The sequence below is a fragment of the Nocardioides cavernae genome, from assembly GCF_013410035.1.
In the GTDB taxonomy this organism is placed as follows: domain Bacteria; phylum Actinomycetota; class Actinomycetes; order Propionibacteriales; family Nocardioidaceae; genus Nocardioides; species Nocardioides cavernae_A.
This window is the reverse complement of the sequence record NZ_JACCBW010000002.1, coordinates 542,094-568,836: the sequence shown is the minus strand read 5'-3', so window position 1 is coordinate 568,836 and position 26,743 is coordinate 542,094. Positions and strand designations below refer to the sequence as shown.

24 protein-coding genes are annotated in these 26,743 nt (G+C 71.2%); 4 read left to right on the top strand and 20 right to left on the bottom strand.

Annotation, left to right across the window (positions count from 1 at the left end):
• Positions 1-411, bottom strand: coding sequence for a hypothetical protein (locus tag F4692_RS10280; RefSeq protein ID WP_179619560.1), 411 nt, complete (start codon positions 409-411; stop codon positions 1-3).
• Between the two features lie 101 nt (positions 412-512).
• Between F4692_RS10280 and rarD the strand changes: the two genes are divergently transcribed.
• Entirely contained in the window at positions 513-1,424 is a 912-nt protein-coding gene (gene rarD / locus F4692_RS10275; protein WP_179619559.1) for an EamA family transporter RarD, read from the top strand.
• Positions 1,425-1,567: 143 nt separating this feature from the next.
• The gene (locus F4692_RS10270) at positions 1,568-3,211 is read left to right on the top strand and encodes an HNH endonuclease signature motif containing protein (RefSeq protein ID WP_257029743.1); all 1,644 of its coding nucleotides are present in this window, start codon (positions 1,568-1,570) and stop codon (positions 3,209-3,211) included.
• A 472-nt stretch (positions 3,212-3,683) separates the two neighbouring features.
• Here the strand turns inward: F4692_RS10270 and F4692_RS10265 are convergent, their stop codons facing one another.
• The 16 genes from F4692_RS10265 to F4692_RS10190 all read right to left on the bottom strand — a co-directional run bounded on the left by F4692_RS10265 (position 3,684) and on the right by F4692_RS10190 (position 21,211).
• The gene (locus F4692_RS10265) at positions 3,684-4,661 is read right to left on the bottom strand and encodes a polyprenyl synthetase family protein (protein WP_179620451.1); all 978 of its coding nucleotides are present in this window, start codon (positions 4,659-4,661) and stop codon (positions 3,684-3,686) included.
• A 17-nt stretch (positions 4,662-4,678) separates the two neighbouring features.
• Positions 4,679-6,271: an NADH-quinone oxidoreductase subunit NuoN gene (gene nuoN, locus F4692_RS10260; RefSeq protein ID WP_179619558.1), complete on the bottom strand. Its 1,593-nt coding sequence runs from the start codon at positions 6,269-6,271 to the stop codon at positions 4,679-4,681.
• Entirely contained in the window at positions 6,268-7,752 is a 1,485-nt protein-coding gene (locus F4692_RS10255) for an NADH-quinone oxidoreductase subunit M (protein ID WP_179619557.1), read from the bottom strand. Before F4692_RS10255 ends, nuoN begins: the two co-directional genes overlap by 4 nt.
• Entirely contained in the window at positions 7,752-9,677 is a 1,926-nt protein-coding gene (gene nuoL, locus F4692_RS10250; RefSeq protein WP_308645321.1) for an NADH-quinone oxidoreductase subunit L, read from the bottom strand. Before nuoL ends, F4692_RS10255 begins: the two co-directional genes overlap by 1 nt.
• A 73-nt stretch (positions 9,678-9,750) precedes the next feature.
• Complete coding sequence (nuoK, locus tag F4692_RS10245) at positions 9,751-10,044, bottom strand: NADH-quinone oxidoreductase subunit NuoK (protein WP_056907095.1); 294 nt, start codon at positions 10,042-10,044, stop codon at positions 9,751-9,753.
• Entirely contained in the window at positions 10,041-10,895 is an 855-nt protein-coding gene (locus F4692_RS10240; RefSeq protein WP_179619556.1) for an NADH-quinone oxidoreductase subunit J, read from the bottom strand. The genes nuoK and F4692_RS10240 overlap by 4 nt, the downstream gene beginning before the upstream one ends.
• A complete protein-coding gene (gene nuoI / locus F4692_RS10235; RefSeq protein WP_179619555.1) occupies positions 10,892-11,458 on the bottom strand; it encodes an NADH-quinone oxidoreductase subunit NuoI in 567 nt (188 codons plus the stop codon). The genes F4692_RS10240 and nuoI overlap by 4 nt, the downstream gene beginning before the upstream one ends.
• The gene (gene nuoH, locus F4692_RS10230) at positions 11,451-12,755 is read right to left on the bottom strand and encodes an NADH-quinone oxidoreductase subunit NuoH (protein ID WP_374757299.1); all 1,305 of its coding nucleotides are present in this window, start codon (positions 12,753-12,755) and stop codon (positions 11,451-11,453) included. The genes nuoI and nuoH overlap by 8 nt, the downstream gene beginning before the upstream one ends.
• Positions 12,756-12,796: 41 nt before the next feature.
• Entirely contained in the window at positions 12,797-15,244 is a 2,448-nt protein-coding gene (locus F4692_RS10225; protein ID WP_179619554.1) for an NADH-quinone oxidoreductase subunit G, read from the bottom strand.
• Positions 15,241-16,551 carry an NADH-quinone oxidoreductase subunit NuoF gene (gene nuoF, locus F4692_RS10220; protein WP_179619553.1) on the bottom strand — a complete coding sequence of 437 codons (1,311 nt, stop codon included), beginning with the start codon at positions 16,549-16,551 and terminating at the stop codon, positions 15,241-15,243. The genes F4692_RS10225 and nuoF overlap by 4 nt, the downstream gene beginning before the upstream one ends.
• Entirely contained in the window at positions 16,548-17,228 is a 681-nt protein-coding gene (gene nuoE, locus F4692_RS10215) for an NADH-quinone oxidoreductase subunit NuoE (protein ID WP_179619552.1), read from the bottom strand. The genes nuoF and nuoE overlap by 4 nt, the downstream gene beginning before the upstream one ends.
• Positions 17,225-18,565, bottom strand: coding sequence for an NADH-quinone oxidoreductase subunit D (locus F4692_RS10210; protein ID WP_179619551.1), 1,341 nt, complete (start codon positions 18,563-18,565; stop codon positions 17,225-17,227). Before F4692_RS10210 ends, nuoE begins: the two co-directional genes overlap by 4 nt.
• Entirely contained in the window at positions 18,565-19,416 is an 852-nt protein-coding gene (locus tag F4692_RS10205) for an NADH-quinone oxidoreductase subunit C (RefSeq protein ID WP_179619550.1), read from the bottom strand. Before F4692_RS10205 ends, F4692_RS10210 begins: the two co-directional genes overlap by 1 nt.
• Entirely contained in the window at positions 19,413-19,967 is a 555-nt protein-coding gene (locus F4692_RS10200; RefSeq protein ID WP_179619549.1) for a NuoB/complex I 20 kDa subunit family protein, read from the bottom strand. Before F4692_RS10200 ends, F4692_RS10205 begins: the two co-directional genes overlap by 4 nt.
• Entirely contained in the window at positions 19,967-20,326 is a 360-nt protein-coding gene (locus F4692_RS10195; RefSeq protein ID WP_179619548.1) for an NADH-quinone oxidoreductase subunit A, read from the bottom strand. The genes F4692_RS10200 and F4692_RS10195 overlap by 1 nt, the downstream gene beginning before the upstream one ends.
• A gap of 195 nt (positions 20,327-20,521) precedes the next feature.
• Complete coding sequence (locus F4692_RS10190) at positions 20,522-21,211, bottom strand: demethylmenaquinone methyltransferase (protein ID WP_179619547.1); 690 nt, start codon at positions 21,209-21,211, stop codon at positions 20,522-20,524.
• Positions 21,212-21,307: 96 nt separating this feature from the next.
• Between F4692_RS10190 and F4692_RS10185 the strand changes: the two genes are divergently transcribed.
• Positions 21,308-22,294, top strand: a complete 987-nt coding sequence (locus F4692_RS10185) for a L,D-transpeptidase family protein (RefSeq protein ID WP_179619546.1) — start codon at positions 21,308-21,310, stop codon at positions 22,292-22,294.
• Between the two features lie 70 nt (positions 22,295-22,364).
• On the opposite strand, the gene F4692_RS10180 is transcribed toward F4692_RS10185, so the two are convergent.
• From F4692_RS10180 to F4692_RS10170, 3 genes are all read right to left on the bottom strand, one after another.
• Positions 22,365-22,730 (bottom strand): hypothetical protein, encoded by a 366-nt coding sequence (locus F4692_RS10180; RefSeq protein ID WP_179619545.1) that lies wholly within the window; start codon positions 22,728-22,730, stop codon positions 22,365-22,367.
• Positions 22,731-22,827: 97 nt separating this feature from the next.
• The gene (locus F4692_RS10175) at positions 22,828-24,039 is read right to left on the bottom strand and encodes an AMP-binding protein (protein ID WP_179619544.1); all 1,212 of its coding nucleotides are present in this window, start codon (positions 24,037-24,039) and stop codon (positions 22,828-22,830) included.
• Between the two features lie 165 nt (positions 24,040-24,204).
• Positions 24,205-25,371, bottom strand: a complete 1,167-nt coding sequence (locus tag F4692_RS10170; protein ID WP_179619543.1) for an AMP-binding protein — start codon at positions 25,369-25,371, stop codon at positions 24,205-24,207.
• A gap of 119 nt (positions 25,372-25,490) precedes the next feature.
• Between F4692_RS10170 and F4692_RS10165 the strand changes: the two genes are divergently transcribed.
• A complete protein-coding gene (locus tag F4692_RS10165) occupies positions 25,491-26,717 on the top strand; it encodes an isochorismate synthase (RefSeq protein ID WP_179619542.1) in 1,227 nt (408 codons plus the stop codon).
• Positions 26,718-26,743 lie beyond the last annotated feature (26 nt).

The window sequence follows — 26,743 nt, the reverse complement described above, 5'->3', positions numbered from 1 at the left end:
TCAGCGGAAGTAGAGGGTCCAGACCTCGCCCTTGGTGTTGCCGAAGCCGTTGGAGCGGTCGACCTTCGAGCGCCACTTCCAGCGGCCCTTCTCGGGCGCGTAGATGCGCGTCTTGAAGACGCCGGCGTCGTTGGTCTTGACCTTCTTGACGACCTTCCACTTGCACGAGCCGCACTTCTTCTTGAGGATCTTCACCTTCTGCTTGGCGTACGGCAGCAGCGTGCCGTCGGCCTGCGGCTCCGAGACGGTGCCCTTCAGGCGGAAGGCGTTGTAGGAGACCTGGTGGTCGCGCGGCGGGACCTCCTCGATGATCCGCTTCGGCGCGGAGCCTGCGGTGGCGCTCGAGCTGAGCATGCCGGCGACGAGCAGTGCGGCGACGATGGCCGCCAGGACGGCGCGGAAGGTCCGCATGGTGTTTCCCCCTCGGAAGATGGTGACTGCTGACGTCTCGAGGTGTACCCGCACCCGAGACCGCACCATCGTAGGCGACGGGCTGGCCCTAGACTCCCCGAGTGCCAGATAGCCGTCGCGGACTGATCCTCGGCGCGAGCGCCTACACGCTGTGGGGCGTCTTCCCGCTCTACTGGACCGTCCTGGAGCCCGCCGGCGCGATCGAGCTCCTCGCCCACCGCATCGTGTGGTCACTCGTCACGATGCTGCTGATCGTGGTGGTGTGGCGGCGGGTCGGCCAGTTCCGCGACCTCCTGCGCGACCGCCGCCGGGTGCTCCTGATCAGCGGCGCCGCGGTCGTCGTCTCCATCAACTGGGGCGCCTACATCTGGGGCGTCAACAACGGACGTGTCGTCGAGACGTCGCTCGGTTACTTCATCAACCCCCTCGTCACGGTGCTGATGGGGGTGCTGATCCTCGGCGAGCAGCTGCGCCGGCTGCAGTGGGCGGCGATGGCCGTCGCCTTCGTCGCCGTCGCCGTCCTCACCATCGACTACGGGCGGCCGCCCTGGATCGCCCTCGTCCTGGCCTTCAGCTTCGGCACCTATGGCCTGCTGAAGAAGCAGGCCGGCGTGGGCGCGGTGGAGAGCATCACCCTGGAGACCATCGTGATGGCCCCGCTCGCCGCGGCGTACGTCTTCTTCCTCGTGGGCACCGGCGCCTCCAACTTCGCCAGCCACGGCGTCGGGCACGCCCTGCTGTTCACCACCACGGGGATCATCACAGCGGTCCCGCTGCTGCTCTTCAGCGCGGCCGCGATCCGGGTCTCGATGGTCTCGCTCGGACTGCTGCAGTACCTCGCACCGACCATCCAGTTCGCCCTCGGCCTGCTCGTCTTCAAGGAGGCGATGCCGGCCAGCCGCTGGATCGGCTTCGCGCTCGTGTGGGTCGCGCTGGCGATGTTCACCGTCGAGGCGGTCAACCACCGGCGCCGCCAGCTCCGGCTCGTCGCGCAGGCGAGCTGCGCTGCCTAGGTCGGCTCCCGCTCCGCGAGCCCGATCGCCTCGTACGCTCGGCAGCCGGCCGCTGGTCGAGCAGGGCGCCCGTGTCGAAACCCAGGCCGATCTTGACGCTCCGCCACGGGCGACTGTCGGATCGCTCGCATATAATCGAACACATGATCGAGACGCTCGAACGGGACGCGGCGGAAGTCGACGACGACCTCTCCGCTGCAGGCCTGCTCGCCTCGATCCGCACCGCGCGTCACGCCGAGAACGCTGCCGCCGCCCGGCAGCTCGACCTCGCCGCGCGGTGGGCTGACCTCCACCCGCCGGAGTCGATCCACACCGCCGCGTCGTTCACCGTCCCGGGGTGCGAGCACGAGGAACCCATCGCCGGCCCCGGTACGCCCCTCGTGGCTGAGTTCTGCATCGCGGAGCTCGGTGCGGTGCTCGGGATCTCGACGACCGCGGCGAAGCGTCTCGTCGGGCACGCGCTCGAGCTGCGCCACCGCCTCCCCCGCCTGCACGCAGCGATGCAGTCGGGTGCCGTGCCGGCGTGGCGGGCCCGGTCGGTCGCCGAGACGACGATCCACTCCTCACCCGCGCTGACGGTCGAGGCCGCAGCCTTCGTCGACGCGCAGGTCGCTGCCGTCGCGGGACGCGTCGGGCCCGCGCAGCTGGACCGGCTCGTGGCCGAGGCGATCAAGCGGTACGACCTCGCCGAGGCGGACCCGTCTGCTGATCCGGAGGACGGGTGGCAGCACGTCGACCCCCGCCACGCCACCCTCCACAACGAGGACGTGCACTACGCCGGGACGATGCGGTTCGAGGCTGAGCTCGACATTGCCGACGCCCTCGACCTGGACCGGGCACTGGCTCATGGCGCCGCGACGTTGAAGGCCCTCGGCTCGGAGGCGTCCCTCGACGTCCGCCGCTCCGCCGCGCTCGGAGACCTCGCCCGCACCCAGACCGCCCTTGACCTCGCCTTCCCTGAAGGTGGTCGAGTAGCCAGCGAGGAACGAGCGGGCGCATCGAGACCCCACCTCCCACCAGAAGGCGGTCGAGTAGCCCGCGAGGAACGAGCGGGCGTATCGAGACCCCACCTCCCACCAGAAGGCGGTCGAGTAGCCCGCGAGGAACGAGCGGGCGTATCGAGACCCCACCTCCCACCAGAAGTCGGTCGAGTAGCCCGCGAGGAACGAGCGGGCGTATCGAGACCCCACCTCCCACCAGAAGGTGGTCGAGTAGCCCGTGAGGAACGAGCGGGCGTATCGAGACCCGACCTCCCGCCCGCCCGCAAGGTCGTCCTCCACGCCCACTTCAACGCCAGCCCGACCCCGGACGGCCCCGTCCTCGACGCCACCGGCCGCCTCGACGAAGGCCAGCGCCTCATCCTGCTCGACCACGTCAAGGACTGGTGCGCCGACACCCGGACCAAGGTCACCATCCGCCCGGTCATCGACCTCAACACCGAGCTCTCCACCCCGGCCTACGAACCCACCACCCGGATCCGCGAGGCCGTGATCCTCCGCGACCAGACCTGCGTGTTCCCGTGGTGCACCCGGTCCGCCCGCCGCTGCGACCTCGACCACGTCGTCCCCTTCGACGCCGGCGGACCCACCTCCACGTCGAACCTCGCCCCGCTGTGCCGCACCCACCACCGCCTCAAGACCCACAGCTCCTGGCACTACGAGACCACCGCACCCGGGACGTACGACTGGACGAGCCCCCACGGCCACCGGTTCCGACGCGACCACACCGGCACGAGGGCGATCAGAGGCGACGACCCGCCTGACGTCCCACGACCCCGCCGACGATGAGCCCGCCCCACACCCCGCCAGTCAACGACGGCGGGGCCACAGGCACGTCCGTGACGTGTCGGCACCGGCCACAACCATCGTGGGCCGTCAGGACCGCCGAAGCCTGTGCGCCGCGTGGGCCGTCCACGGACGCCACATCGGACACGTGTCCGCGACGGCGCCCTTGCTCCGTCACATGAGGGGCCAGAACGCGGACACGTGTACGGGGCGCGATCGACCGGCGCGCCCATCATCCGAACCGCCGGCGCGGGGCGCCCGTGCCACCCGCGCGCACGTGCGGCGGATGCGGCCCGTCGCAACCACGGTCGAGGGCAAGGACCGCAGCACGTGCGCGCTTCGAGCCGGATGTCGAGCCTGCCGCTGATGGTGCGCTGATCTACCGGTGGACGGATGGTCGACGTCTACGGACCGATACGGCCAGCGAAGTGCGAGGAACGGCAGTGACCGGACACTGCCGGGACGCAGTCGGGCGTCAGGAGGTGCGGGTGGCGACGATGTCGGCGAACGACTCCAGCGCCGTGCGCACCGGGCCCGGGTCGAGGGCCTCGAGCAGCTTCTTGGCGCGCGCCGCCTCGGCGAGGACGTGGTCGCGGGCCTGGTCCATGGCCGGGTGCCGGCGCATCAGCTCGAGTGCCTCGGCGTGCTCGGCGTCGTCGGTGAGCGGGCGCCCGAGGAGGGACAGCAGGCGGGCGTCGCCCGGGTCGGTCGACGCCTGGGCCATGAGGACCGGGAGGGTGGGTACGCCCTCGCGCAGGTCGGTGCCCGGCGTCTTGCCGGAGGCGTCGGACTCGGAGGCGATGTCGAGGATGTCGTCGGTGAGCTGGAAGGCGGAGCCGACGATCTCGCCGTAGGTGCTCAGCGCCTCGACCACCTCGGGGCGGGCACCGCTGAACATCGCGCCGTAGCGGGCCGAGGTGGCGATCAGCGAGCCGGTCTTGCCGGCGACGACGTCGAGGTAGTGCGCGAGCGGGTCCTCCCCCGGCCCGGGCGGGACGGTCTCCATGATCTGGCCCTCGACGAGGCGGGTGAAGGTGCGCGCCTGGATCAGCACGGCCTCGGGCCCGAGGTCGGCGGTCAGCTCGGAGGAGCGGCCGAAGAGGAAGTCGCCGGTCAGGATGGCGACGTTGTTGCCCCAACGGGCGTTGCCCGTGGCGGCCCCGCGACGCAGGTCGGCCTCGTCCATGACGTCGTCGTGGTAGAGCGAGGCGACGTGGGTGAGCTCGACGACGCACGCGGCGGTCTCCACCTCGGCGGCGTCCGGGTCGGGCCCGGCCTCCGCGGCGAGGAGGACGAGCAGCGGCCGGAACCGCTTGCCGCCGGCCATCATCAGGTGCGTCGCGGCCTCGGAGACGAACTGCGCGCGCCCCTTGCAGTGCTCGGCGAGCATCACCTCGATGCGCGCCATCCGGTCGACGAGCCGCTGCTCGAGAGCGGCGTCGACGACGGGCATGGCAAGGGGCGAGTCGGTCACCTGATGAATTCTCCCGCAACGGCTGCCAGGTCGAGCACCGGGCCCGGGAGGATGCCCAGGACGAGGGTGATCGCGGCTCCGACGGCGATGGTCGTCGCGGTCAGCACCGACGGGTACGCCACGCTCGGTCCGTCGCCGACGGGCTCGTCGAAGTACATGACCTTGATGACCCGGACGTAGAGGAACACCGCGATGATGCTGGCCATGATGGCCGCGACCACCACGGGCCACGCGCCCGCGGCCAGCGCCACGGAGAACACCGCGAGCTTGCCCACGAAGCCGGCCGTGAGCGGGATGCCCGCGAGTGCCAGCAGGAAGAACGCGAAGACCGCGGCGACGACCGGCGACTCCTTGCCGAGCCCCGCCCACCGCTCGAGCGCGGTGGTCTCCCCACCGCCGTCGCGCACGAGGCTGACCACCGCGAAGGCACCGATGGTCGCGAACGCGTAGGTCGCGAGGTAGAAGAGCACGGCCTGCAGCGAGGTGATCTCGTCGGCCGCGAGGTCACCCGCGGCCTGCAGCCCGAGCACGCCGACGAGGATGAAGCCGGTGTGGGCGACCGAGGAGTACGCCAGCAGCCGCTTGATGTCGTCCTGCGTGATGGCCAGGACCGCGCCGACGAACATCGACAGGATGGCGATGATCCACAGCATCGGCTGCCACGACCAGCGGTCGGCACCGAGGGCGACGTAGAACAGGCGCAGCATCGCCCCGAACGCGGCGACCTTCGTGCCGGCCGCCATGAAGGCGACGACCGGGGTGGGCGCCCCCTGGTAGACGTCGGGCGTCCACGCCTGGAACGGCACGGCGCCGACCTTGAACAGCAGGCCGACCGACAGCAGGCCGGTGCCGATGAGCAGCAGGCTGGAGCTGCCGACGTCGTTGCGGACCGCCTCGTTGATGGCTGCGAAGTCCATCGAGCCGGCGTAGCCGTAGATCAGCGCAGCGCCGTAGAGGAAGAAGCCGGAGGAGAAGGCGCCGAGCAGGAAGTACTTGAGCGCGGCCTCCTGGCTCAGCAGGCGACGCCGCCGGGCCAGTCCGCTCAGCAGGTAGAGCGGGAGCGAGAGCACCTCGAGGCCGACGAACATCGTGAGCAGGTCGTTGGCGGCCGGGAAGAGCATCATCCCGAACACCGCGAACATCATCAGCGGGTAGACCTCGGTGTGCTCGCGGTTGGCCGCGATCGCCGCGGTCTCGGCGTCGGTGCCCGGCACCGCCGCGGCCTGGCCGGCGAAGGCCGAGACGCCGCCGTCGAGGTGGCGCTCGGCGAAGAGCAGCACGCCGGCGATCGCGAGGGCGAGGACGAGGCCCCAGATGAACAGGCTCGGACCGTCGATGGCGATCGTGCCGCCGACCGCGAGGACCCCGCGCGCCGCGCCGTCCTCGTAGGTCTTCACGTCCTGCGCGACCAGCACCACGCCGACGAGGGCGAGGACGAGGCCGGCGAGCGCCAGCACCACCTGGGCGGTGTAGCGGACCGTGCGCGGCAGGAACGCCTCCACGACGACTCCGAGGCAGGCGACGCCGAAGACGACGAGCAGCGGCCAGAGCTCGAAGTAGTCGATGGTGGGCTTCACGAAGTCGGTCATCGGAGACCACCCTCCTGGACGATGCCCGCACTGGCGAGCGAGTCCTGCACGTAGGGGTTGATGACGTCGAGGAGCGGCATCGGGAAGAAGCCGAACAGCACGAGCGCCAGCACCAGCGGCGCCACGATGCCGACCTCACGACGGTCCAGGTCGGGTACCGCGAGCATGCCGGCCCGGTCGGGGCCGGTCATCGTGCGCTGGTAGGTCCACAGCGCGTAGATCGCGGCGAGCACGATGGCCAGCACCGCGACCGCCCCCACGAGCCAGTGGTGGTCGAAGGCGGCGATGATCACCATCATCTCGGACACGAACGGGGACAGGCCCGGCAGGCCGCACGCGGCCAGGCCGGCGACGAGGAACGACCCGGCCAGGATCGGCGCGTGCTTCTCGACGCCGCCCATCGCGCTGATCGACGTCGTGCCGGTCCGGTTGATGAGGAACCCCGCGACCAGGAACATCAGCGCGGTCGCGATGCCGTGGTTGACCATGTAGAGGATCGCGCCGGTGCCACCGGTCGGGTTGAACACGAAGATGCCCAGCACGATGAAGCCGAAGTGCGACAGCGACGTGAGACCGATGAGTCGGAGGATGTCGTCCTGGCCGATCGCGATGAAGGCGCCGTAGACGATCGAGATCAGGGCCAGCACCACGACCACCGGAGTCGCCCACTGCGAGGCGTCCGGCAGCAGGCCCAGGCAGAACCGGAGCATGCCGAAGGTGCCGATCTTGTCGAGCACGCACACGAGCAGCACCGAGGTGCTCGGCGTCGCCTTCTCGCTGGTGTCCGCCAGCCACGTGTGCACCGGGAAGATCGGGGCCTTGATCGCGAAGGCCGCGAAGAAGCCGACGAACAGCCAGCGCTGCGTGGTCTCGTCGATGTCGAGCGCGGCGAGGTCGCTGACCAGGAAGCTCGGGTTGCCCGCGTTGGCGGAGACGACGTACAGGCCGACCACCGACGCGAGCAGGATCAGACCGCCGGCGAGCTGGTAGACGAGGAACTTCGTCGCTGCCCGGCCGCGGCCCTCGCGACCGAAGCCGCCGATGAGGAAGTACGCCGGGATGAGCGTGGCCTCGAAGACGATGTAGAAGAGCAGCACGTCGGTGGCCGTGTAGACGGCCAGCGAGGTCGCCTCCAGGCCGAGCACCCACGCGAAGTAGGAGCGCGAGCCGCGACCCCCGGGAGCGTCGCTCTCCTTCCAGGAGGCGAGCAGGACCGGGGGGACGATGGCGACGGTGAGCAGCACCATCAGGAGGCCGAGCCCGTCGACGCCGAGCGCGTAGTGCACGCCCAGCGCCTCGATCCACGTGTGGGTCTCCTCGAACTGCATGCCGGCCGAGGCGTCGTAGCGGCTGGCGATGAGCAGACCGAGGGCGAGGGTGGCCAGCGCGAACGCGAGCCCCACCGGCCGCACCTGGGCGCGGGGCACCACCGCCACCACGAGGGCGCCGACGAGCGGCATCAGGATCAGGACAGTCAGCATCATCCGAGGTTCACCGCCAGGAGAGCGAGGACGACCAGCAGGGCGCCACCGAGGAGGGACAGGGCGTAGGAGCGGACGAAGCCGTTCTGGACGCGACGGAGCAGGGTCGAGATGCCGCCGAGGGCCGCCGCACCCCCCATCACCGTCCCGTCGACGCCGCCGCGGTCGAAGGCGGTGAGTCCGCCGACGAGGCCGACACCGGGGCGTACGACCACCGCGTCGTTGATGGCGTCGCCGTAGAGGTCGGCGCGCGCCGCCCGGGTGGCGAAGGAGACGTCCTGCGGGGCCTCGCGCGGGACCTCACGCTTGCCGACCAGGAACCAGGCCGCAGCGACGCCGAGGGCGACGACGGCGGTGATGATCAGGGTGATCACGATCGCCGGCAGCGGCGGCTCGTGGTGCTCGGCGTGGCCGGTCACGGGCTCGAGCCAGGTGACGATCCAGTCGCCGAGCAGCAGCACGCCGCCGAGGACCGAGAGCGCCGCGAGGACGATCAGCGGGACCGTCATCACCTTGGGCGACTCGTGCGGGTGCACGTCGGCCTCCCAGCGCTTGCTGGTGAAGAAGGTCATCAGCATCAGGCGGGTCATGTAGAACGCCGTGATGCCGGCGCCCAGCAGGGCGAGCAGACCGACCAGCAGGTTGTCGGCGAGCGCCGACTCGATGATCTTGTCCTTCGACCAGAAGCCCGAGAAGCCCGGGAACCCGATGATGGCGAGGTAGCCCATCGCGAAGGTGATGAAGGTGACGGGCATGGCCTTGTTGAGCGCGCCGTAGTGGCGCATGTCGACGTCGTCGTTCATGCCGTGCATGACCGAACCGGCGCCGAGGAACATGTTGGCCTTGAAGAACCCGTGCGTCAGCAGGTGGAAGATCGCGAACGGGTAGCCCACAGGGCCGAGGCCGGCGGCCAGCATCATGTAGCCGATCTGGCTCATCGTCGACCCGGCGAGCGCCTTCTTGATGTCGTCCTTGGCGCAGCCGAGGACCGCACCCCACAGCAGCGTCACCGTGGCCACGACGACGACCGCGGTCTGCGCGACGGGCGTGAGCTCGTAGATGAAGTTCGACCGCACCACCAGGTAGACGCCGGCCGTGACCATGGTCGCCGCGTGGATCAGGGCCGACACCGGGGTGGGGCCCTCCATCGCGTCGAGCAGCCAGGCCTGCAACGGCACCTGGGCCGACTTGCCGCACGCGCCGAGCAGCAGCAGCAGGCCGAGGGCGTTGAGGGTGGCCTGGTCGGCCTCCCCCGCGAGCTCGCTCACACCGCCGAAGTCGGTGGTGCCGAACGTGGCGAACATCAGCGCGATCGCCAGCGAGAGGCCGATGTCACCGACACGGTTGATGACGAAGGCCTTCTTGGCCGCGGCGGCCGCCGACGGCTTGTGCTGCCAGAAGCCGATGAGGAGGTACGACGCGAGGCCGACGCCCTCCCAGCCGAGGAAGAGGCCGACGAAGTTCGCCGAGAGGATCAACGTGAGCATCGCCGCGACGAAGAGGTTGAGGTAGCCGAAGAAGCGGCGACGGCGGGGGTCGTGCTCCATGTAGCCGATCGCGTAGACGTGGATCAGCGACCCGACGCCGGTGATCAGCAGCAGGAACAGCGCGGCCAGCGGGTCGTACAGCAGGTCCATGCCGACCCTGAGCGAGCCGGTCTCGAACCAGGTCCAGAGGTGCTGGCCGACCTGGCGCTCCTCCGCGTCACGGCCGAGCAGCGAGAGGAAGAGCACGAGGCTGAGCACGAACGACAGGACCGCGGTGGCCGTGCCGAGCAGGTGGCCGTGCTTGTCGACGGAGGCCTTGAGCGAGCCGCGCAGGAACGGCGCGACGCCGAGCAGCAGGAAGGCGCCGAGCAGCGGCAGCCCGATGACCAGCCACAGCAGGTCGAACACGCCGCCCGCGGCGGTGTCGGGGGCGACCACCGGGGCGTGGGAGGCACCGCCCTCCGCCAGCGGCAGCAGGACTGAGTGGGACAACAGGTTCACGAGCGCTCCCTCAGTACTTCAGCAGGCTGGCGTCGTCGACCGAGGCCGAGCGTCGGGTGCGGAAGATGGTCATGATGATCGCGAGCCCGATCACGACCTCGGCCGCGGCCACCACCATCACGAAGAACGCGGTGATCTGGCCGTCGAGGTTGCCGTGCTGGCGGGCGAACGCGACGAACGCCAGGTTGCAGGCGTTGAGCATGAGCTCGACGCACATGAACACGACGATGGCGTTGCGACGGGTGAGGACACCCACGCAGCCGATCGTGAAGAGAATCGCGGAGAGCACGACGTACTGGGTCACTGGTCCACGTCCTTCCGCACGTCCTCGGTCGTGTGCGCGGGCGCGCCGGCCTTGCCCGACGTCTCCGGCATCGCGGCCGGGTCGGTGGTCGGGTCCTGGGCCTCGAAGCCTGCGATCTGGCGGCGCACGTCGTCGATGTCGTCGGCCATGGCCGGCGCGGAGCGCACCGTGCCACGGGCCGCGAGCACCCGCGAGACCGACGACTCGGCGGCGGTCCCGTCGGGCAGCAGGGCCGGGGTGTCGACCGCGTTGTGGCGGGCGTACACGCCCGGCGAGGGCAGCGGTCCGGGGTGCTTGCCGTGCTCGGCGAAGTCGCGGATGCGCTGGGCGGCGAGGTCGGCCTGCGTGGCCTTGGGCGTGAGCCGCTCGCGGTGCGCGAGCACCATCGCGCCGAGCGCGGCGGTGATGAGCAGCGCGCTCGTGGCCTCGAAGGCGAAGACGTAGCGCGAGAACAGGATGTTGGCGATGGCCGGCACGTTGCCGCCCGCGTTGGCCTCGTCGAGGCCCACCACGGTGCCGAGCGTGACCTGGCTGACGCCGAGGACCAGCGTGGTGCCGAACAGCAGCCCGAGGACGACCGCCATCGCGCGCTGGCCGCGGATCGTCTCCACCACCGAGTCGGTCGCGTCGACGCCGATGAGCATCATCACGAACAGGAACAGCATGAGGATGGCGCCGGTGTAGACGATGATCTGGACGGCGAAGAGGAACGGCGCGTCCAGCACGGCGTAGAGGAACGCCAGGCTGATCATCACGACCGCCAGCAGGAGCGCGGCGTGCACGGCCTTGCGGACGAACAGGATGCCGAGCGCGGCGACCACCATGATCGGGGCGAGGATCCAGAAGGTCATCGGGTGGTCCCCCTGTAGTAGTCGCCCTCGTCCTCACCCAGGCGCATCGGGTGCGGCGGCTGCTCCATGCCCGGCAGGAGCGGGGCGAGCAGGTCGGACTTCTCGTAGATGAGGTCGGCCCGGTTGTTGTCGGCCAGCTCGTACTCGTTGGTCATCGTCAGCGCGCGGGTCGGGCACGCCTCGATGCACAGGCCGCACAGGATGCAGCGCAGGTAGTTGATCTGGTAGACGCGGCCGTAGCGCTCGCCGGGGCTGAAGCGCTGGCTGTTGCCGTCGGCGTCGGGGACGTCGCTGTTGGAGGCACCCTCGACGTAGATCGCGTCGGCCGGGCATGCCCACGCGCACAGCTCGCAGCCGATGCACTTCTCGAGGCCGTCGGGCCAGCGGTTGAGCTGGTGGCGGCCGTGGAAGCGCGGTGCCGTGGGGAGCTTCTCGAACGGGTACTGCTCGGTGACGACCTTCTTGAACATCGTCCGGAAGGTGACGCCGAACCCGGCGATCGGGTCCCAGAAGGACTCCTTGATGCCCTTGGACCCCTGCTGGGACTGGGGCGACTCACTCATGGCTCTCCTCCGCATCAGCGGTGACGGTGGTGCGTCCCCCCGGCGTGTGGGCGAACGTCAGCGGCGCGGCGGCACCGCGTACGGCACCTCCCGCCGGCATCGGCGGGACGGGGAACCCGCCGGCGAAGGCGTCGTGCGGCTCGTCGCCCGCCGCCGGGACGTCCTCGTCCACCGCCTCGCCCTTGTCCCCCACGAACATCAGCGCGACGGTGAGGACGAGCAGGACGGCGATGGCGGCCACGAGGTAGGTGCGGTTGATGTTGCCCTCGAGCGAGATGACGCGGATCGTCGCGACGGCCACGATCCAGGCCAGGGAGACCGGGATGAGGACCTTCCAGCCGAGCGCCATGAACTGGTCGTAGCGCATGCGGGGCAGCGAGCCGCGCAGCCAGACGAACAGGAAGATGAAGCAGAAGACCTTGCCGAAGAACCAGAGCAGGGGCCAGTAGCCGCTGTTGGCGCCCTCCCAGACGTTCTCGATGCCCCACGGGGCGGCCCAGCCGCCCAGGAACAGGGTCGTCGCGATCGCCGAGACGGTGGCGAGGTTGATGTACTCGGCGAGGAAGAACAGCGCGAACTTGAGGCTGGAGTACTCGGTGTGGAACCCGCCGACCAGCTCGCCCTCGGCCTCCGGGAGGTCGAAGGGGGCGCGGTTGGTCTCGCCGACCATCGAGATGACGTAGATGACGAAGGACGGCAGCAGGATCAGGCCGAACCAGAGGCGGTCCTGGGCGGCCACGATCTCCGAGGTCGACATCGAGCCGGCGTAGAGGAACACCGCGACGAGCGCGAGGCCCATCGCGACCTCGTAGGAGATCATCTGCGCGCTCGAGCGCAGTCCGCCGAGCAGCGAGTAGGTGGACCCGGAGGACCAGCCGCCGAGGACGATGCCGTAGATGCCGATCGAGGCGATGGCGAGCATGAACAGCACGGCGACCGGCATGTCGGTGAGCTGCAGCGGCGTCCTGTGCCCGAAGAAGTTGACCTCGGGGCCGAGCGGGATGACCGCCCACGTGACGAAGGCCGGCACGGTCGCGATCACGGGTGCCAGCAGGAAGACGACCTTGTCGGCCGCCTTGGGGATGATGTCCTCCTTGAGCGCCAGCTTCACGCCGTCGGCGAGCGACTGGAGCAGGCCGAAGGGACCGTGCACGTTGGGCCCGACGCGGTGCTGCATCCGGGCGACGACGCGGCGCTCGAACCAGATGTTGAACAGCGTGAGCAGCACCAGGACGACGAAGATGAGGACGGCCTTGAGCAGGATCACCCACCAGGGGTCCTGGCCGAAGGCGGCCAGGCCCGGGTCGGGCAGGTCCGCCGCCAGGGGGGCGAGAGACGTCACGAGGTGGCTCCCTTCACGGTGACCGCGCTGCCGGGTGAGGCGAGCTCGGCGAGGACGCCCCGGCCGGTGGACCGGGCCGGGACCCAGACCACGCCGTCGGGCAGGTCGGCGACCACGACCGGCAGCGTGATGCTGCCGCGGTCCCCGGTGACGGTGGCGCGCTCGTCACCGGTGGCGGCGTCGAGCATGCCGAACACGGACTCGTAGGACGCGCGGCTCAGGCGTACGACGGGGGTGCGGGCGGTGGCACGCAGGTGCGCCTCCCCGTCCTGCATCGAGCCGAGGTCGACCAGCTGCTTCCAGGTGGCCAGCACGAAGGGCGTCTCACCCTTGCGCGGTGCCTTCGCCGGCTTGGGCGCCTTGCCGGCGTCGAGCGCCGGGCGGGCTCCGTCCCAGGGGCCGAGCGACTGCATCTCGGCCCGCACGTCGGACACCGTGCGGAAGCCGAGCGGGCTCCCCTGCCCCAGGCCCGCGAGCTCGTCGGCGATGCCGGCGAGGACCCGGAGGTCGGGCAGCGACGAGGGGTTGCTGAAGACGGCGTCGAACTCCCGGGCACGGGCGTCCCACGTCACGAACGTGCCGGCCTTGTCGGTCACCGGGGCGACCGGCAGCACCACGTCGGCGACGCGGGTCACGTCGGTCTCGCGCAGCTCGAGGCTGACCACGAAGCCGGCGGCGTCGAGGGCGGCCCGGAAGGCCGCGGGGTCGCTCGTGTCGTCGGGGTCGACGCCCCCGACCACGACGCCGCCGAGGTCACCCTTGGCGAGCGCGGCGACGATCGCGTTGCCGTCGCGACCGACCTTGGTGGGCAGCGTCGCGACGCCCCACGCGGCAGCCAGGTCGACGCGCGCCGCGGCCTCGGTGACGGGGCGTCCACCGGGCAGCAGGTTGGGCAGCGCGCCCGCCTCGACCGCGCCGCGGTCGCCGGCGCGACGCGGCACCCACGCCAGGCGGGCACCGGTGGAGGCCGCGAGGGCGACGGCCGCGCTGAGGGCGCCGTGGGTCTGCGCGAGACGCTCGCCCACCAGGACGATCGCGTCCTTGGTCACACCGTGCGCGGCGTCCTTGAGCGACTCGATCGCCTGGACCTCGGCGCCGGGGGCCGCCGGGACGAGCCGGCCCTTCATCTTGGCCAGGCCGCGCGAGGTGAAGGGCGCGACGGACACGACCTGCGTACGACCGCGCTTGGCGGCCTTGCGCAGGCGCAGGAAGATCGTGGCCGCCTCGTCCTCGGGCTCGAGACCCAGGAGCACGACCACCGGAGCGGCCTCGAGGTCGGAGTAGGTGACGCCGCCCGACAGCGCGACCTGGGCGGCCAGGAAGCTCGCCTCCTCGCCCGTGTGCGGGCGGGCGCGGAAGTCGACGTCGTTGGTCTGCAGCGCGACCCGGGCGAACTTGGCGTAGGCGTAGGCGTCCTCGGCCGTCAGCCGACCGCCCGTGAGGACGGCGCTCGCACCGGCCTCGCGCAGCCCGCGGGCGGCGACGGCGAAGGCCTCGGGCCAGGACGCCGGTCGGAGCTCGCCGTCCTCGCGGACCTGCGGGTAGGTGATCCGGTCCTCGACCTGGGCGTAGCGGAAGGCGAAGCGGTCCTTGTCGCTGATCCACTCCTCGTTGACCGCGGCGTCGTTGCCGGCGAGGCGGCGCATGACCTTGCCGCGACGGTGGTCGACACGGATCGCCGCACCGCAGGCGTCGTGCTCGGCGACCGAGGGGGTGGAGACCAGGTCGAACGGGCGCGAGCGGAAGCGGTAGTCGGCCGAGGTGAGCGCGCCGACCGGGCAGATCTGGATGGCGTTGCCGGAGAAGTAGCTCTCGTAGGGCTCGCGCTCGTAGATCGCGACCTGCTGGAGCGCACCGCGCTCGGCGAGGGCGATGAAGGGGTCGCCGGCGATCTGCTCGGAGAAGCGCGTGCAGCGCGCGCAGAGCACGCACCGCTCGCGGTCGAGCAGGACCTGGGCGGAGATGTTGATCGGCTTGGGGAAGGTGCGCTTGACGCCGCCGGACTCGGCGAACCGGCTCTCGCCGCGACCGTTGCTCATCGCCTGGTTCTGCAGGGGGCACTCGCCCCCCTTGTCGCAGACCGGGCAGTCGAGCGGGTGGTTGATCAGCAGGAACTCCATCACGCCCTGCTGGGCCTTGTCGGCCACCTCGCTGGTCGCCTGGGTGTTGACGACCATGCCCTCGGCGACCGGCAGCGTGCAGGAGGCCTGCGGCTTGGGGAACCCGCGACCGTTGCCGGCATCGGGGATGTCGACCAGGCACTGGCGGCACGCGCCGACCGGGTCGAGCAACGGGTGGTCGCAGAACCGCGGGATCTGCACGCCCACCTGCTCCGCGGCCCGGATGACCAGGGTGTCCTTGGGAACGCTGACCTGGACGCCGTCGATGGTCAGGGTGACCAGGTCGACGTCGACCTTCTCGGGCGCCTTGTCGGTGGCGGTCATGCAGTGGCTCCAGCAGGTGCGAAGGCGGTGGAGGCGACGGGGTCGAACGGGCAGCCGCCGTGGGTCAGGTGCGCGAGGTACTCGTCACGGAAGTGCTGGATCGAGCTCGAGATGGGGCTGGTGGCCCCGTCGCCGAGCGCGCAGAACGAGCGGCCCAGGATGTTGTCGCACTGGTCGAGCAGCAGGTCGAGGTCGGACTCGCTGCCCTGCCCCTTCTCCAGCCTGGCCAGCGTCTGCGTCAGCCACCACGTGCCCTCGCGGCAGGGCGTGCACTTGCCGCAGGACTCGTGCTTGTAGAACTCGGTCCACCGCAGCACCGCGCGGACCACGCAGGTGGTCTCGTCGAAGAGCTGCAGCGCGCGCGTGCCGAGCATCGAGCCCGCGGCGCCGACGGACTCGAAGTCCAGCGGGACGTCGAGGTGCTCGGGAGTCAGCAGCGGGGTGCTCGAGCCGCCCGGGGTCCAGAACTTCAGCTCGTGGCCCTCGCGCATCCCGCCGGCGAGGTCGATGAGCTGGCGCAGGGTGATGCCGAGGGGCGCCTCGTACTGGCCGGGGTTGGCGACGTGGCCGGAGAGGCTGAAGATGCCGAAGCCCTGGGACTTCTCCGTGCCCATCTGGGCGAACCACGACGGGCCGTTGGCGATGATGCTCGGCACCGACGCGATCGACTCGACGTTGTTGATGACCGTCGGGCTGGCGTAGAGGCCGGCGACCGCCGGGAACGGCGGGCGCAGCCGGGGCTGGCCGCGACGACCCTCGAGGCCCTCGAGCAGCGCCGTCTCCTCGCCGCAGATGTACGCCCCCGCACCGGCGTGGACGATGAGGTCCAGGTCGTAGCCGGAGCCGTGGATGTTGGTGCCGAGGTGCCCGGCCAGGTAGGCCTCCTGGACCGCGCGCTGCAGGCGTCGGATCACGTGGAGGACCTCGCCGCGGACGTAGATGAACGCGGTGTGGGCGCGGATCGCGTAGGAGCTGAGGATGACGCCCTCGACCAGCGTGTGCGGGCTCGCCATCATCAGCGGGATGTCCTTGCAGGTGCCCGGCTCGGACTCGTCGGCGTTGACGACGAGGTACTTCGGCTTCGGGTTGTCCTGCGGGATGAAGCCCCACTTCATGCCGGTCGGGAAGCCGGCGCCACCGCGACCGCGGAGGCCCGACTCCTTGACGGCGTCGATCACGTCGTCCGGCGTCATCGCGAACGCCTTGTCGAGCGCGGCGTACCCCCCGCGCTCCTCGTAGGCGGCGAGGGTCCAGGCGCGCTCGGCGTCCCAGTTGTCGGTGAGGACCGGGGTCAGGGTGTCGGTCACTTGCTCTCCCCCTTCTCAGCCGGCGTGCCTGCCGGCGCGTCGGACGGGGCCGTCCAACCGTTCTCGCGGGCGATCCTGAGTCCCGCCAACGAGGCGGGCCCCGCGGTCGGGCCCTCGTCGGCGCGGTCGTCGGGGAAGCCGGCGAGGACGCGCTCGGCCTCCCGCCACGTGCAGATGCGCGGTCCGCGCGTGGAGTGGACCTCGGTGCCGGCGCGCAGGTCGTCGACGACCTGGACGGCGGACTCGGGGGTCTGGTTGTCCATGAACTCCCAGTTGACCATCATCACCGGGGCGTAGTCGCAGGCCGCGTTGCACTCGAGGTGCTCGAGGGTGATCGTGCCGTCCTCGGTCGTCTCGTCGTTGCCGACGTCGAGGTGCTCCTTGAGCCGCTCGAAGATGAGGTCGCCGCCCATGACCGCGCACAGCGTGTTGGTGCAGACGCCGACGTGGTAGTCGCCGACCGGCTTGCGCTTGTACATCGTGTAGAAGGTCGCCACGCCGTTGACCTCGGCCGCGCTGATGCCGAGCACCTCGGCGCACGCCTCGATCCCCTCGGGGGTGACGCGGCCCTCGACCGACTGGACCAGGTGCAGCATCGGGAGCAGCCCGGAGCGGGGCTCGGGGTAGCGGGCCGCGATCTCGCGCAGCTCGTCCCAGGTCTTCTGCTCGAGGGTCATCGGTCGACCCCTCCCATCACGGGGTCGATGGAGGCGATGGCGACGATGACGTCGGAGACCATGCCGCCCTCGCTCATCACGCTGGTGGCCTGCAGGTTGGTGAACGACGGGTCGCGGAAGTGGGCGCGGAACGGTCGCGTGCCGCCGTCGGAGACGACGTGCGCGCCGAGCTCGCCGCGCGGCGACTCGATCGGGACGTAGGCCTGGCCGGCCGGGACCCGGAAGCCCTCGGTGACCAGCTTGAAGTGGTGGATCAGCGCCTCCATCGACTCGCCCATGATGTGGCGGATGTGGTCGAGGCTGTTGCCCATGCCGTCGCTGCCGATGGCGAGCTGGCTGGGCCAGGCGATCTTCTTGTCGCCCACCATCACCGGTGCACCCTCGAGACCGGCGAGCCGGTCGGCCGCCTGCTCGACGATCTTGAGCGACTCCCACATCTCGTTGAGGCGGATCCGGAAGCGGCCGTAGGAGTCGCAGGTGTCCCAGGTCTGGACCTCGAAGTCGTAGTCCTCGTAGCCGCTGTAGGGCTGGGTCTTGCGGAGGTCCCACGCGTAGCCGGTCGAGCGGAGCACGGGGCCGGTCAGCCCGAGCGCCATGCAGCCGGCGAGGTCGAGGTGGCCGACGTCCACGAGGCGACCCTTGAAGATCGGGTTGGCGTTGCAGAGCGCGGCGTACTCGGGAAGGCGCTTCTTCATCAGGGCGATGAAGTCGCGGATCTCGTCGAGGGCACCGGGCGGCAGGTCCTGTGCGACGCCGCCGGGGCGGATGAAGGCGTGGTTCATCCGCAGGCCGGTGATCAGCTCGAACAGGTCGAGCACGAGCTCGCGCTCGCGGAAGCCGATCGTCATCACCGTGAGGGCGCCGATCTCCATGCCGCCGGTGGCGATGCAGACGAGGTGCGAGGAGATGCGGTTGAGCTCCATCAGCAGGACGCGCATCACCTCCGCCTTCTCCGGGATGTCGTCCTCGATGTCGAGCAGGCGCTCGACGCCCAGGACGTAGGCCATCTCGTTGTAGAACGGGGAGAGGTAGTCCATCCGGGTGCAGAACGTGGTGCCCTGCACCCAGGAGCGGTACTCCATGTTCTTCTCGATGCCGGTGTGGAGGTAGCCGATGCCGCACCGGGCCTCGGTGACGGTCTCGCCCTCCAGCTCGAGGATCAGGCGGAGCACGCCGTGCGTCGAGGGGTGCTGGGGTCCCATGTTGACCACGACGCGCTCCTCGGCGGACTCGCCGATGCTCTGCGTGATCGAGTCCCAGTCCTGACCGGTGACGGTGAAGACGCGGCCCTGGCTCGTGTCGCCGGGCGCTGCGTAGAAGTCCTGCTCGGTCGTCATCAGTTGTAGCTCCTGCGCTGGTCCGGCGGAGGGATGGACCCGCCCTTGTACTCGACGGGGATGCCGCCGAGCGGGTAGTCCTTGCGCTGCGGGTGGCCCGGCCAGTCGTCCGGCATGAGCACCCGGGTCAGAGCGGGATGACCGTCGAAGATCAGCCCGAACATGTCGTAGGTCTCGCGCTCGTGCCAGTCGAGCGTCGGGTAGATGCTCACCAGGCTCGGCACGTGCGGGTCGCTGTCCGGCGCGGTCACCTCGAGGCGGATCAGCCGGTTGTGGGTCATCGACGTCAGGTGGTAGACCGCGTGCAGCTCGCGCCCGGTGTCCTCGGGGTAGTGCACCCCGCTCACGCCCGAGCAGAACTCGAAGCGCAGCGCCTCGTCGTCGCGCAGCATCTGCGCCACGAACGCGAGGTCCTCGCGGCGGACGTGGAAGGTGATCTCGCCGCGGTGCACCACGACGCTCTCGATCGCGGCGGTGAGATCCGTCGCGCGCAGGCGCGCCTCGAGGGCGTCCGACACCTCGTCGAACCAGCCGCCGTACGGCTTCTGCGACGGCGCCGGGAACACCTTGGCGCTGACGAGGCCGCCGTAGCCGGAGGTGTCGCCGGAGCCCTTGACGCCGAACATGCCGTGGCGCTCGCCCACCGAGCGGACCTCGCCGGTCGGCGCGGGGACGTTCTCCGGGGACTGGTCGGGGGCCGGCTGCTCGACACCGCTGCCGGTGCCGGTCGCGGACCTGGCCGCCTCGAGGTTGCGCTCCTCGGCGGGCCGGGCGGACTCGTTCGAGTCGGTCTTGTCGTCCGACTCGTCCTTGGCCTGTCCGGCCGCCTTCTCGTCTGGCTTGTCGGTCACCTCAGGAGGCCCTTCATGTCCGAGGTCGGGAGGGCGCGCAGCGCGGCCGTCTCGAGCTCCTCGATCTCGCTGGCGCGGTGCGCGCCGAGCTTGGTCTGCTGGACCTGGTCGTGCAGCTTGAGGATCGCGTCGATCAGCATCTCCGGGCGCGGCGGGCAGCCCGGGAGGTACATGTCGACGGGCACGACGTGGTCGACGCCCTGCACGACGGCGTAGTTGTTGAACATCCCGCCGGACGAGGCGCAGACGCCCATCGCCAGCACCCACTTGGGCTCGGGCATCTGGTCGTAGATCTGGCGCAGGACCGGGGCCATCTTCTGGCTGACCCGGCCGGCCACGATCATCAGGTCGGCCTGGCGCGGGCTGGCGCGGAACACCTCCATGCCGAAGCGGCCGAGGTCGTACTTCGGGCCACCGCTGGTCATCATCTCGATGGCGCAGCAGGCCAGGCCGAACGTGGCGGGCCAGAAGGACGCCTTGCGCATGTAGCCGGCGACGCCCTCGACCGTGGTCAGCAGCACGCCGGACGGCAGCTTCTCCTCGAGTCCCATCAGTCCCAGTCCAATCCGCCGCGGCGCCACACATAGGCGTACGCCACGAACACAGTCGCGATGAAGAGGACCATCTCGACGAGGCCGAACAGGGCCATCTGGTCGAAGTGGACGGCCCACGGGTAGAGGAAGATGATCTCGATGTCGAAGACGATGAAGAGCATCGCGGTGATGAAGTACTTGACCGGGAAGCGGCCGCCGCCGACGGGCTGCGGGGTCGGCTCGATGCCGCACTCGTAGGAGTCGAGCTTGGCCCGATTGTAGCGCTTGGGACCCACGACGGCGCTCATGATCACGGAGAAGACCGCGAAGCCCGTCGCGAGGAGTGCCAGCGCGAGGATCGGCGTGTAGAGCTCCATCGCTTCCCTTCCGGTGGACCTGCGCCGGCCACGGAGAACGTGACCTTGTGAATGGCTTCACGAGTGGCGCGGACCACAGTCTAGGACTCCGGTGTCGCGTGCGTCACGTCGGGGGGCAGGCCACCCCTGGGTAGGCGGACGGCGTCCTGACCTGCGGATTTAGGCAAGAACGGCGTGCCGTAATTGCCCCTCGCCTCAGGCGGTGGCGCGGTGCAGGGCGACGATGCCGCCGGTGAGGTTGCGCCACTCGGGCTCGCGCCAGCCGGCGTCGATGAGCATGGCCGCGAGGCCCTCCTGGTCGGGCCACGCGCGGATCGACTCGGCGAGGTAGACGTAGGCGTCGGCGGCGCTGGCGGTCACCGACGCGATGGCCGGGAGGGCGCGCATGAAGCCGTCGAGGTAGACCGTGCGCAGGGCGCCGTTGGTCGGACGGCTGAACTCGCAGACCACCAGGCGGCCCCCGGGGCGCGTGACGCGGAGCATCTCCCTGAGCCCCGCGACCGGGTCGACGAAGTTGCGCAGGCCGTAGGAGATCGTGACCGCGTCGAAGGTGTCGTCGAGGAACGGCAGCCGGGTGCCGTCGCCGGCCACGAACGGCAGGGCCGGCCGGTCCTTCTTGCCCTGCCGGAGCATGCCGACGGAGAAGTCGCACGGCACGGCGGTGGCCCCGCGGTCGGAGAACGGCTCGCTCGAGCAGCCGGTGCCGGCGGCGAGGTCGAGCACGAGGTCGCCGGGGCGGGGAGCGACGGCCTCGACCATCGAGCGCCGCCAGCTGCGCTGGATGCCGGCGGTCATGAGGTCGTTGGTGAGGTCGTAGCGCCTGGCCACGGTGTCGAACATGCGACGTACGTCGGAGGGTTGCTTGTCCAGGTCAGCGCGGGCCACGCGCCGAGCGTAGGCGGCTCTCACGGGTCGGGTGCAACCTGGGGGGCGCGCCGTGCGTCCCTACACTCGTCCGACCACGTCGTCACCGGGGGATCCATGTCACGCCGCATCACCGCACTCCTGCTCGTCCTGCTCTGCTCGTCCACCGTCCTGGCCGTCGTGGACGGCGCCGCCGCGACCGGGGCGACGCACCGTGCCGGGTTCTCACCCATCCACCCCGGCGACACGGGCTGGCGGGTGCGCGAGCTGCAGAGCCGCCTGCACCAGCTCGGGCTCCACTCCGAGATCGTCACCAACCGCTACGACGAGGAGACCCGCGCGGGCGTCACGACCTTCCAGCGGCGACGCGGCTGGGACACGGGCGGCGTCGTCGACGAGCGCACCTGGCTCAAGCTGGTCAGCCTCACGACCGAGCCCACCTCGGAGGCGTTGCACAACGTCTACACGCCCGGTCGGCCGCTGCTGCAGCGCGGCGACCGCGGGATGTGGGTACGCCAGGTGCAGGCCCGGCTCAAGCAGGTGCGGTGGTACGACGCGAAGGTCACCGGCCGCTTCGACCGCACCACGGTGACGGCGGTGGAGCGGTTCCAGGCCAGGCGCAGGATCCCGGTCACCGGGCAGGTCGACCGCCGTACCCTCACCCGCCTCAAGGACGTGACCCGGCAGCCCACGAAGGCCGAGCTGTTCAACATCGTGGCGACCGGGCCGCGGCTCGACCCGCGCTGCACCACCGGTCGGGCGATGTGCGTCGACAAGACGTCGCGCTCCCTGCGGTGGGTCGTCGACGGCGTGGTCCGCAGGACCGTCGAGGTGCGGTTCGGCTCGGACGAGCTGCCGACCCGCGAGGGCGCCTTCGCCGTGTTCCGCAAGTCGCGCGACCACGTCTCGAGCCTCTACGACACCCCGATGCCCTTCGCGATGTTCTTCTCCGGCGGGCAGGCCGTGCACTACTCCCCCGACTTCGCGGCCAACGGCTATGCCGGGGCCTCGCACGGGTGCGTCAACGTCCGCGACCGCGACGCCGTCGCCTGGCTCTTCGACCAGGTCCGTCTCGGCGACAAGGTCATCGTCTACCGCTCGTGAGTGCGGCTCCCGGGCCGGCCTCCGCGCTGCCCGCGACGGGGGCACGGGCAGTGCGGCACGCCGACGGGGATCAGATCTCGAGCTGCTTGGCGAGCGAGGCCAGCTTGTGGCGGGCCATCGCCAGGTTGGCGCGGCTCTTGTCGAGCACCAGGTAGATGAACAGGCCCGGGTGGTCCTCGGGCAGGTTGATCAGGTGGTAGGCCGAGCCCAGGGTGATGAGGATGTCCTCGATCTTGTCGTTGAGGCCGAGGCTCTCCATCGTGCGCATCTTGGCGCGGACGACGTCGGTGTTGCCGGCGGCCGCGACGTCGAGGTTGAGGACGGTGGCGTCACCGGCCTGGCCGAGGGCCATGCCCGACTGGTAGTCCACGAGCAGGGCGGCGACGGCCCCGTCGATGTTGACGGCGTCCTTGAGGATCACGTCCACGTTGGTCATGTCTGGTTCCTTTGCGGCTCGGTCGCCTCCACTGGAGGTGACGCGGTGGCGACCGGGAGGATTCCCGGAGGCTGGTGGGTGGGCGCTGGCCCGGTTGTCACGCCCCGGCCTGGGTGGCCTGGGCGATCAGCAGCTTGTCGAGGAACGACTCACCGCCGAAGAGTGGGAGGGACGGCAGCACGAAGGCCGACTCGTCGGGTGCGACCGGGGCCGGCGCCCGGTCGTTGTCGAGCAGGAAGTCGCGGCTCGGGTCGCGACGCGACCGGCGGGGCAGGTCGGCGACGTCGCCGAGGACCACGGGTGGCGGGACGGGCAGGTCGGCGGGCAGGAGCTCTACGGGCAGCAGCTCCACCGACACCTCGAGGCCGCCGAGCAGGTCCCGCAGGCCGGGAGCGGGCCGGTCCACCACGACGGTGGCGAGGCGACCGCCCGACCACGACCGGAGGACATCGTTGGTGCGCGGTCGTCCCGGACGCAGCCGACGGGCGGCGGGCACGCTCGGGGCCAGCCCGGGGAGCTGGGCCGCCGGGCCGTGGGCGAGCACGAGGCATGCGGGGCGTACGGCCGCGAGCACGCCGGCGAGACCGTCGGGCGTGGGCAGGTGCACGAGCGTGCCCCCGGACGTCAGGTGGGCGTCCAGGGTCGCGCGGACCAGCGGGTCGCCGTGGTCGCCGACGACCACGGTGGCCTCCGTGGCGGGCAGGTCGGGGCGCACGTGGTGCGGGACGCGGCCGACGGACGCGTCCGCGGCCAGGACGCGCGCCGACGTGCCGTCCGGCTCCACGCCGCGGTCGGCGCGCGACACGGCGTCGGGGTCCATCCGGAGCCGCTCCTCACCGAGGGCCAGGAGGCGGTCCCACCCGGCGTCGACGGCGAACATCTCGGCGGAGCGGAACGTGAGGCCGGCGAGCCGGTCGAGCTCGGCCTCGTCGGGCGTGAGCACCAGGCGCACGTCCACGTCGGCCAGGGCCTCGGACAGGGCCTCACCCGTCAGGCCCGGGGCCAGGTGCACCACGACGGCGCCGATCGCCCGCAGGGCCGTCTCCAGCTCGGGCCGGGGGTGGGCCGACGGGAGCAGCGACACCACGACCTGGTCGGCGCGCAGCCCGCTGCGCACCAGGCCGGCGGCAGCCCGCTCGACCGTCCGGGCGACCTCCGCCCACGTGCGGGCGTCCTGCCCGACGACGTACGCGACGTCGTGGGGACGCGACTCGGCCAGCCCGCGCAGGAGCCGCCACGGAGACGGCGGCAGCTCGGGCGCCAGACCGGACGGCAGCGCGGACGCGCGTGCCTGCGGCACGAGTGGCATCGGACGGATCCCCCAGGGTCGTTGACGAGTGAATGACTCGGTCACGACTGTGCCGGGGGCGGGTGGGGCGCGAGGGGGTTTTACCTGACTGTTGCGTCGCTGTACGAGGCTCGTGGACGTGGTGTCCACGGGCTGAGACGACGCGGCGGAGGGACCCGGTGCGCGTCAGGCCAGCGAGAAGGCGGCGTCGAGCTCGCCGCGGCCACGCCTGGGCAGCACGTCCGACGACACCTCCACCGCGGGCGCCTGCGGCACGGCCAGGAGCGCGTGCTCGGCGGCCGGGTCGAGCCGGACCGCGGGGTGGTGGGCGATGCGCCCGATGCGGAAGCCCAGGGTGGTCGCGAGCCCGCTGATGGTCCGGTTGACCCGGGCGTCGAGCGACAGGACGCGGATCCGTCCGCCCCACCAGGGCGCGAGCGCCGCGACGTCGGCGGCGAGCTTCTTCGTCCTCGACGTCAGCCTCGCGCCGGCGACCTGCGCCGACATGGCCTCGAGCACCTCGCGCGGGGTCTCGTGCCACGGGTTGCCGTCGAGCGTGGCGTGCTCGAGGAGGTCCTCCAGCGCCCGCGCGGCCACGTGGTCGAGCAGGACGTGGGTCGGCGCCACGTGTGACAGGGCCGCCGCGAGCAGGTCGGGCGCCTCCACCCATGCGAGTGTGCAGCCCGACGACAGGTGGGCGTCGCGCACGACGGTGGTGAACCGGTCGGCGGCCTCGCCGGTGAGCACGACGACGTCGTCAGCGGTCAGGTCGGCCAGGGTGCCGGAGGACTCCGGCCGGAAGAGCCACGCCTGGCTCTTCTCGCGCGGGAGGCCGAGCACGGCGCCCGTCGCGGACCCGGCGCGTGCGTCCGCCACCCACCCGAGCAGGTCGGGCTGGCGCTTGCGCCGGTCGAGCCCCATCCCTCGCAGCCGCTCCCACGACCGGTCGTCGCACTCGAAGAGCTGGGCGTCGGCGAGCGCCGCGTGGCGCAGCAGCGCCAGCCGGCTCTCGTGGTCGACCACCACGAGGCGCACCTCGACCTCGTCCAGCAGCCGGCCGACCTCGGCCGGGTCCAGGTGCTCGGGCAGGAGCAGCGGCACGGCCCCGGCGACGCGGGTGGCGAGCTCGAGCTCGACCTGCCGGATGCCGGTGGGCACGCGGAGCACCACGACCGACCCCGGGGCGACCCCGGCCTCGATCATGCCGGCGGCGCCGTCGATGACGCGTCGGTAGAGCTCGTTCCACGTGAGCGACGACCACGTCCGGTCGCGCAGCTCCATCACCGCGACCTCGAGCGCGCGGTTGCGCGCGTGGCGCTCCAGCCGGGCGAGAGGTGAGTCGTGGACAGGCACGTGCGGGCTCCTCCGTGCATCGGGTACCTGCGCAAGGTAGGCGACGACGACCCCGCTTGTTCGCCGTTTGCCCGATCTCTCGCCCGCCCGTTCCGCGCCCCGGCGTAGGCTCCCCCCTCGTGACGACCCCCGCGCCGCTGATCGTGCGCACGGTCCCCGTGGACCTGGCAGACCTCCCGCTCCTCGACCTGCTGCCCCAGCAGGAGCCGGTGAGCTGGCTGCGTCGCGGCGAGGGACTGGTCGGCTGGGGCGTCGCCGCCCGCCTCGAGACGTCGGGGCACACCCGGTTCAGCGACGCGGTGAAGTGGTGGTCGGAGACGGTCGCCCGCGCCGAGGTCGAGGACCACGTCGGCGAGCCCGGGACCGGCCTGGTCTGCTTCGGCGCCTTCGCGTTCGCCGACGAGCCCGGCGACTCCGTGCTCGTGGTCCCGCAGGTCGTCGTCGGCCGGCGCGGTGACCGCACCTGGGTCACGACCGTGTCCGTGGAGGCCCCCACCCTGACCCCGGAGCCGGCGCCGGTCCCGCCGGTCGGCCTGGTCTTCTCCGACGGCGCCCGCAACGGCGAGGAGTGGATGTCGGTCGTCGCCGAGGCCGTCGGCAGGATCTCGTCGGGCGAGCTGGAGAAGGTCGTCCTCGCGCGCGACCTCATCGCCACCACCGACGAGCCGATCGACGTGCGGTGGCCACTGCAGCGGCTCGCCGCCCAGTACGAGATGTGCTGGACCTTCCACGTCGACGGCCTCTTCGGCGCGACCCCCGAGATGCTGGTGCGCCGCGAGCGCGGCCTGGTCACCTCGCGCGTGCTGGCCGGCACGATCCGCCGCACGGGCGACGACGAGCGCGACCTCGCGCTCGCCGCGACCCTCGCCCGGTCCTCGAAGGACCTCGAGGAGCACGAGTACGCCGTGCGCTCGGTCGCGGACGCGCTGGAGCCGCACTGCTCCTCGATGAACGTCCCCGAGGCGCCGTTCGTCCTCCACCTGCCCAACGTCATGCACCTCGCCACCGACGTCAACGGCGTCGTGCACGACGTGGCCACGTCGCTGCAGCTGGCCGAGTCGCTCCACCCGTCGGCCGCCGTGGGCGGTACGCCGACCTCCGCCGCCACGCGACTCATCGCGGAGGTCGAGGGGATGCCGCGCGACCGCTACGCCGGCCCCGTCGGGTGGATGGACGCCTCCGGTGACGGCGAGTGGGGCATCGCCCTGCGCTCGGCCATGCTCATCGAGGGCGGCGTACGCCTCTTCGCCGGCTGCGGCATCGTCGCCAGCTCCGACCCGGAGGCCGAGCTGGCCGAGTCGCAGGCCAAGTTCGTGCCGGTCCGCGACGCGCTGGGCGCCGGCTGACCCGTACGTCGCTGCTGGACGTCGCT

Bases quoted from the DNA above. Each gene is read 5' to 3' on its own strand.
- F4692_RS10255 (WP_179619557.1), bottom strand. From the start codon at position 7,752: ATGCTGACTGTCCTGATCCTGATGCCGCTCGTCGGCGCCCTCGTGGTG.
- nuoN (WP_179619558.1), bottom strand. From the start codon at position 6,271: ATGACCGACTTCGTGAAGCCCACCATCGACTACTTCGAGCTCTGGCCG.
- F4692_RS10240 (WP_179619556.1), bottom strand. From the start codon at position 10,895: ATGACCTTCTGGATCCTCGCCCCGATCATGGTGGTCGCCGCGCTCGGC.
- F4692_RS10175 (WP_179619544.1), bottom strand. From the start codon at position 24,039: ATGCCACTCGTGCCGCAGGCACGCGCGTCCGCGCTGCCGTCCGGTCTG.
- nuoI (WP_179619555.1), bottom strand. From the start codon at position 11,458: ATGAGTGAGTCGCCCCAGTCCCAGCAGGGGTCCAAGGGCATCAAGGAG.
- F4692_RS10280 (WP_179619560.1), bottom strand. From the start codon at position 411: ATGCGGACCTTCCGCGCCGTCCTGGCGGCCATCGTCGCCGCACTGCTC.
- F4692_RS10270 (WP_257029743.1), top strand. From the start codon at position 1,568: ATGATCGAGACGCTCGAACGGGACGCGGCGGAAGTCGACGACGACCTC.
- F4692_RS10195 (WP_179619548.1), bottom strand. From the start codon at position 20,326: ATGGAGCTCTACACGCCGATCCTCGCGCTGGCACTCCTCGCGACGGGC.
- nuoE (WP_179619552.1), bottom strand. From the start codon at position 17,228: ATGACCCTCGAGCAGAAGACCTGGGACGAGCTGCGCGAGATCGCGGCC.
- F4692_RS10185 (WP_179619546.1), top strand. From the start codon at position 21,308: ATGTCACGCCGCATCACCGCACTCCTGCTCGTCCTGCTCTGCTCGTCC.
- F4692_RS10180 (WP_179619545.1), bottom strand. From the start codon at position 22,730: ATGACCAACGTGGACGTGATCCTCAAGGACGCCGTCAACATCGACGGG.
- F4692_RS10200 (WP_179619549.1), bottom strand. From the start codon at position 19,967: ATGGGACTCGAGGAGAAGCTGCCGTCCGGCGTGCTGCTGACCACGGTC.
- F4692_RS10265 (WP_179620451.1), bottom strand. From the start codon at position 4,661: ATGCCCGTCGTCGACGCCGCTCTCGAGCAGCGGCTCGTCGACCGGATG.
- F4692_RS10225 (WP_179619554.1), bottom strand. From the start codon at position 15,244: ATGACCGCCACCGACAAGGCGCCCGAGAAGGTCGACGTCGACCTGGTC.
- F4692_RS10210 (WP_179619551.1), bottom strand. From the start codon at position 18,565: ATGACGACCGAGCAGGACTTCTACGCAGCGCCCGGCGACACGAGCCAG.